A 6,000-nucleotide genomic window follows, 5' to 3' on the forward strand; every position below is an offset into this window, starting at 1 on the left:
TTATTGTGTGCAAGCCGGAAACTCGGGCATAAGCACTGCGGGGCTTTCTTCTAAAGGTGATAAACCGCCGCAAGCGTTTGTTTTATGGATGGATTTGTCGATTCGACGGGACTTTGGCTGAAAAATGAGCAACTCTCTGAAACCCGCATGACAGAAGGGTTACAGAGGGATTTGCTCAGGTTATCCACAGTCGGGCCCACAGTGGATGTGGGCAAGTTGAACGATTGCGGGCGCCCTGAAAGGTCGCAGGATGATCTCAACGTGCCAGCAGAATCCGGCCGCGACTCAGGTCGGCCAGGTGCGTTTGTAATGTTTCGATCTGCGCTTCACCCACGGCCAGTTGAAGGTCGACGCCATTGGCCGTAAAGCGTTCTTCATTGACCAACCCGTCGCATTCGGCGACGCGCAGTTTCACCAGGGCCAGTTCGGCGAAGCCGCAGGAACAGCGCAACGCTACGCGACTGATCAATTCGATTTTCTCGGCGTTTTGCAGGCATTTGTTCGCGCCGCCGCCATAAGCCCGGGCCAGCCCGCCTGTGCCCAGTTGAATCCCGCCGTACCAGCGGATCACCAGCACCGCGACCTGATCGCAGGCTTGTGCTTCGATCGCGGCCAGGATCGGCCGCCCGGCGGTGCCTCCCGGCTCGCCATCGTCGTTGCTGCGGTATTGGTCGCCGAGTTTCCAGGCCCAGCAATTGTGCGAGGCATTCAGGTCGCTGTGCTGGTCGATAAAGGCCTGGGCGTCGGCGGGGCTGCTGATGGGCGCGGCGAACGTGATGAAGCGGCTTTTGCGAATTTCTTCGCGGTATTCGCAAAAGCCGGCAAGGGTAAAGGGCATGGCGATCTTAGAGGGCAGGTGTCAGGCCGCAGCCCTTGAGAATGATGCGGATCAGGTTATCGCCAGCCTCGACCATGTCCTGCTTGGTCAACTTGCTGCGACCGGTCACGCGACAGATCTGGGTGGCGAAGTCGGCGTAATGCTGGGTACTGCCCCACAACAGGAAAATGAGGTGAACCGGGTCGATCGGGTCCATCTTGCCGGCATCGATCCAGGCTTGGAATACGGCCGCCCGACCATTGAACCAGGTGCGATAATCCTGGTTGAAATACTCGCTCAGGCATTCGCCACCGCTGATCACTTCCATGGCAAACAACCGCGACGCCTGGGGTTGGCGACGAGAGAACTCCATCTTGGCGCGGATATAGCGGGTCAAGGCTTCGGCCGGATCATCCTCGGCGGTGAGGGTGTTGAAGGTGCTGTCCCACAATTCGATGATGTTGCTCAGCACCGCCACGTACAACCCGAGTTTATTGGTGAAGTAATAATGCAGGTTCGCCTTGGGCAGCCCGGCCTTAAGGGCGATGGCATTCATGCTGGTGCCTTTGAACCCGTGACGGGCGAATTCATCTTCGGCAGCCTTGAGGATCGTCTCTTCGTTCTTTTGACGAATGCGACTGGTGGGCTTGCCACCGTGGGCAGGGACTTCAAAGGTCATGGGCGTTTCCGAGCTGGGTCTGTGGGCAAGCAAATGCGTTGATAGCGCACCGGCATCAATCCGACAAGTGCCATCACACTAAAAGCCCGACTAAACACCTGTGGGAGCGAGCTTGCTCGCGATAGCAGTGGATCCGTCACATCTTTATTGACTGAATAACCGCTATTGCGAGCAAGCTCGCTCCCACAAAGAGCAAAAGGGTTAACGGGTGGCCGCCAGGCTTTCGAGAAAACTCTCCAGCACCAGATGAGGCCGACGCCCCTTGCGGGTGACCGACGCCAGGCTCAGGTCATAGAAACGTGCCGAGGGCTTCAAGGCCCGCAGCCGACCTTGCTGGACCCAGAGGCTGGCGTAGTGATCGGGCAAGTAACCGATGTAGCGTCCGGTGAGGATCAGGAACGCCATGCCTTCGCGGTCCGATGCGCTCGCGGTGCAATTGAGCGCCTGGTAATGGGCCTGTATGTCGGCTGGCAGGCGGAAGGTCGGCGCGATGGCGTCCTGGCTGTTGAGGCGAGCGTCCTCAAGTTGCTGGTCATCGACATAAAACAGCGGATGCCCGACCGCGCAGTACAGCAGCGATCGTTCACTGTACAGCGGTTGATATTCCAGCCCGGACAGGGCACTGGCCTGGGGAACTACGCCGACATGCAAACGCCCGTCGAGCACGCCTTGCTCGACTTCGTTGGGGGCGATCATGCGAATCTGGATCTGCACGTCGGGCCCGCGTTCCTTCAATTGCGCCAAAGCGTGGGTGATGCGCATGTGGGGCAGGGTGACCAGGTTGTCGGTCAGGCCGATGGTCAGTTCACCGCGCAGATGCTGGTGCAAGCCGTTAACCTCGGTGCGAAAGCTTTCCAGTGCGCTCAAGAGCTGCAACGCCGATTGATACACCTCGCGACCTTCCTCGGTCAGGGAAAACCCCGCGCGCCCGCGTTGGCACAGGCGCAGGCCGAGACGTTGTTCGAGGTCGCTCATCTGCTGGCTGATGGCCGACCGGCCGATGCCAAGCACGGTTTCCGCTGCGGAGAAACCACCACATTCCACCACGCTGCGGAAAATGCGCAGCAGGCGAATATCAAAGTCGCTGACCTGGGCCAGTGGATCGGGACGACGAGCGCTCATAGTTTAGTGATCCGCCGACTGAAGGTTACAAAAGTTGGATTTCACCGACTTTATCGTCGTGGCAACTTAGCTGCAAGAACGCTTTCGATCCCCTGTCGCTTATGACCTGCGAGGTTTTGTCGATGAACATGCCCGAACACGCTGCCGGTTCCCTGGCCAGCCAGCTCAAGCTGGATGCCCACTGGATGCCTTACACCGCCAACCGCAATTTCCAGCGCGATCCGCGCCTGATCGTCGCTGCCGAAGGCAGTTGGCTAGTGGATGACAAGGGGCGCAAGGTGTACGACTCGTTGTCGGGCCTGTGGACATGCGGCGCCGGGCACACCCGCAAGGAAATCCAGGAAGCGGTCGCCAAGCAGCTGGGCACCCTTGATTACTCGCCGGGGTTTCAGTACGGCCATCCGCTGTCGTTCCAACTGGCGGAAAAAATCACCAGCCTGACCCCGGGCAATCTCAATCATGTGTTCTTTACCGACTCCGGCTCCGAGTGCGCCGATACCGCGGTGAAGATGGTCCGCGCCTACTGGCGTCTCAAGGGGCAGGCGACCAAGACCAAGATGATTGGTCGTGCTCGTGGCTATCACGGCGTGAACATCGCGGGCACCAGCCTCGGCGGTGTCAACGGCAACCGCAAACTGTTCGGCCAGGCCATGATGGACGTCGACCACTTGCCGCACACCTTGCTGGCCAGCAATGCCTATTCCCGTGGCATGCCAAAAGAGGGCGGCATCGCCTTGGCCGATGAGCTGTTGAAGCTGATCGAGCTGCACGATGCTTCCAACATCGCGGCGGTGTTCGTCGAACCGATGGCTGGTTCGGCCGGCGTGCTGGTTCCGCCAGAGGGTTATCTCAAGCGTCTGCGGGAAATCTGCGACCAGCACAGCATCCTGCTGGTGTTCGACGAAGTGATCACCGGTTTCGGCCGCACCGGTTCGATGTTCGGTGCCGACAGCTTTGGTGTGACCCCCGACCTGATGTGCATCGCCAAGCAAGTCACCAATGGCGCGATCCCCATGGGCGCAGTGATTGCCAGCTCCGAGATCTACCAGACGTTCATGAACCAGCCGACGCCTGAGTACGCGGTGGAGTTTCCCCACGGCTACACCTACTCGGCTCACCCGGTGGCCTGCGCGGCGGGCCTGGCGGCGCTGGACCTGCTGCAGAAGGAAAACCTGGTACAGAGCGTGGCCGAAATTGCCCCGCATTTCGAGAACGCGTTGCACGGTTTGAAGGGCGCGAAGAACGTCATCGACATTCGTAACTATGGCCTGGCCGGCGCGATCCAGATCGCCGGGCGCGACGGCGATGCCATCGTGCGTCCATTCGAGGCCGGCATGGCGTTGTGGAAAGCCGGGTTCTATGTGCGGTTCGGCGGCGACACCCTGCAGTTCGGGCCGACGTTCAACAGCAAGCCGCAGGACCTGGATCGCCTGTTCGACGCGGTCGGTGAAGTGCTGAACAAGCTCGACTGATCCGTTCTTCCATATAGCTTTCAATAACAGGCGTCCGTTCACGGGCGCCTGTGGATAATTCTGGAGTCCCCATGAGCCTCATCCCGCATTTGATCAATGGCGAATTGCTGAGCGACAGCGCTCGCACCGCCGATGTGTTCAACCCTTCCACTGGCCAGGCCATCCATAAAGTACCGTTGGCTGATCGCGCGACCATCCAGCAGGCCATCGACGCCGCGAAGGCAGCTTTCCCGGCCTGGCGCAATACACCTGCGGCCAAGCGTGCACAGGTGATGTTTCGTTTCAAGCAATTGCTGGAGCAAAACGAGTCGCGTATCGCCCAGTTGATCAGTGAAGAACACGGCAAGACACTGGAAGACGCGGCCGGTGAGCTCAAGCGTGGCATCGAGAATGTCGAATTCGCCTGCGCAGCGCCGGAAGTCCTGAAGGGCGAATACAGCCGTAACGTAGGACCGAACATCGACGCCTGGTCAGACTTCCAGCCTCTGGGCGTGGTGGCGGGCATCACGCCGTTCAACTTTCCGGCGATGGTGCCGCTGTGGATGTATCCGCTGGCGATCGTTTGCGGTAACTGCTTCATCCTCAAACCATCCGAGCGTGACCCAAGTTCGACATTGCTGATCGCCCAGTTGCTGTTGGAAGCCGGTTTGCCCAAAGGTGTGTTGAGCGTTGTGCATGGCGACAAGGCCGCCGTGGACGCACTGATCGAAGCGCCGGAAGTGAAGGCATTGAGTTTTGTCGGTTCGACACCGATTGCCGAATACATCTATGCCGAGGGCACGCGGCGTGGCAAACGCGTCCAGGCACTGGGCGGGGCGAAGAACCATGCGGTGCTGATGCCGGATGCCGACCTGGACAATGCCGTCAGCGCACTGATGGGCGCGGCGTACGGTTCGTGCGGTGAACGCTGCATGGCGATTTCGGTGGCGGTGTGTGTCGGCGACCAGGTGGCGGATGCACTGGTGTCCAAGCTGGTGCCGCAGATCAAGGCGTTGAAAATCGGCGCTGGCACGTCTTGCGGGCTGGACATGGGGCCGTTGGTGACCGGTCAGCACCGGGACAAGGTCAGTGGCTATATAGAAGAGGGTGTGGCGGCGGGTGCCTCGCTGATTGTCGATGGTCGCGGCTTGAGTGTGACGGGTCATGAGGAGGGCTTCTTCCTCGGTGGCTGCCTGTTCGATCGTGTGACCCCCGAGATGCGCATCTATAAGGAAGAGATCTTTGGGCCGGTGCTGTGCATCGTCCGGGTCAACAGCCTGGAAGAGGCGATGCAGTTGATCAACGATCATGAGTATGGCAACGGCACCTGCATCTTTACCCGCGATGGCGAAGCGGCGCGGTTGTTCTGCGATGAGATTGAAGTCGGCATGGTGGGCGTCAACGTTCCATTGCCGGTGCCGGTTGCCTATCACAGCTTTGGCGGCTGGAAGCGCTCGCTGTTCGGTGACCTGCACGCCTACGGCCCGGACGGCGTGCGTTTCTATACCCGTCGCAAAGCGATTACCCAGCGTTGGCCGCAGCGTGCCAGCCATGAGGCTTCGCAGTTTGCGTTCCCCAGCTTGTAACCGGTAAGTGAAGAGGCCGGCGCCCTAGGGCGCCGGCCTCTGTGTTTGCGGGGCTTTTTGACTGATGTGACAGAATTGTGAAAATAGGTGTTGACGGCAGATTCTGGAAGTCTATAATTCGCCCCACTTCCGGCGCAGTCGAAACGGAAAACTCCTTGAGATTCAATGAGTTAAGTAGGTTTCGAAGATGCAGGGCTTCAGTTCATCGAAGCCCGGAAGGAGCAGGTGGAGCGCTGTTGTTTGGCTCTATCGGCGGTTCGATCTTCTCGGTCGAAAGCGGTGAAAAAGAGGTGTTGACAGCAGCGAGTAACGCTGTAGAATTCGCCTCCCGCTAACGAGAGATCG

The 6,000-nt window shown here is 59.5% G+C and carries 5 protein-coding genes; 2 read left to right on the plus strand and 3 right to left on the minus strand.

Annotated elements, in window-relative coordinates; genetic code table 11:
- Nucleotides 1–256: 256 nt before the first annotated feature.
- From BLT00_RS15160 to BLT00_RS15170, 3 genes are all read right to left on the minus strand, one after another.
- The gene (locus BLT00_RS15160; protein ID WP_092147136.1) at nucleotides 257–838 is read right to left on the minus strand and encodes an IMPACT family protein; all 582 of its coding nucleotides are present in this window, start codon (nucleotides 836–838) and stop codon (nucleotides 257–259) included.
- 7 nt (nucleotides 839–845) lie between these two features.
- Nucleotides 846–1,496, minus strand: a complete 651-nt coding sequence (locus BLT00_RS15165) for a TetR/AcrR family transcriptional regulator (protein ID WP_063323077.1) — start codon at nucleotides 1,494–1,496, stop codon at nucleotides 846–848.
- A 201-nt stretch (nucleotides 1,497–1,697) separates the two neighbouring features.
- Nucleotides 1,698–2,618 (minus strand): LysR family transcriptional regulator, encoded by a 921-nt coding sequence (locus tag BLT00_RS15170; RefSeq protein ID WP_092147139.1) that lies wholly within the window; start codon nucleotides 2,616–2,618, stop codon nucleotides 1,698–1,700.
- Nucleotides 2,619–2,740: 122 nt separating this feature from the next.
- Between BLT00_RS15170 and BLT00_RS15175 the strand changes: the two genes are divergently transcribed.
- Together BLT00_RS15175 and BLT00_RS15180 are read left to right on the plus strand one after the other, a co-directional pair.
- On the plus strand, nucleotides 2,741–4,090 hold the full coding sequence (locus tag BLT00_RS15175) for an omega-aminotransferase AptA (protein WP_003197518.1): 1,350 nt from the start codon (nucleotides 2,741–2,743) through the stop codon (nucleotides 4,088–4,090).
- Nucleotides 4,091–4,161: 71 nt separating this feature from the next.
- Entirely contained in the window at nucleotides 4,162–5,655 is a 1,494-nt protein-coding gene (locus BLT00_RS15180) for a CoA-acylating methylmalonate-semialdehyde dehydrogenase (protein WP_092147142.1), read from the plus strand.
- Nucleotides 5,656–6,000: the final 345 nt, after the last annotated feature.

It is taken from the genome of Pseudomonas sp. NFACC51 (assembly GCF_900103575.1).
Lineage (GTDB): Bacteria > Pseudomonadota > Gammaproteobacteria > Pseudomonadales > Pseudomonadaceae > Aquipseudomonas > Aquipseudomonas fluorescens_Q.

What these genes read in the sequence shown, in the direction of transcription:
- BLT00_RS15180 (WP_092147142.1), top strand. Translation starts at nt 4,162, where the DNA reads ATGAGCCTCATCCCGCATTTGATCAATGGCGAATTGCTGAGCGACAGC.
- BLT00_RS15175 (WP_003197518.1), top strand. Translation starts at nt 2,741, where the DNA reads ATGAACATGCCCGAACACGCTGCCGGTTCCCTGGCCAGCCAGCTCAAG.
- BLT00_RS15165 (WP_063323077.1), bottom strand. Translation starts at nt 1,496, where the DNA reads ATGACCTTTGAAGTCCCTGCCCACGGTGGCAAGCCCACCAGTCGCATT.
- BLT00_RS15170 (WP_092147139.1), bottom strand. Translation starts at nt 2,618, where the DNA reads ATGAGCGCTCGTCGTCCCGATCCACTGGCCCAGGTCAGCGACTTTGAT.
- BLT00_RS15160 (WP_092147136.1), bottom strand. Translation starts at nt 838, where the DNA reads ATGCCCTTTACCCTTGCCGGCTTTTGCGAATACCGCGAAGAAATTCGC.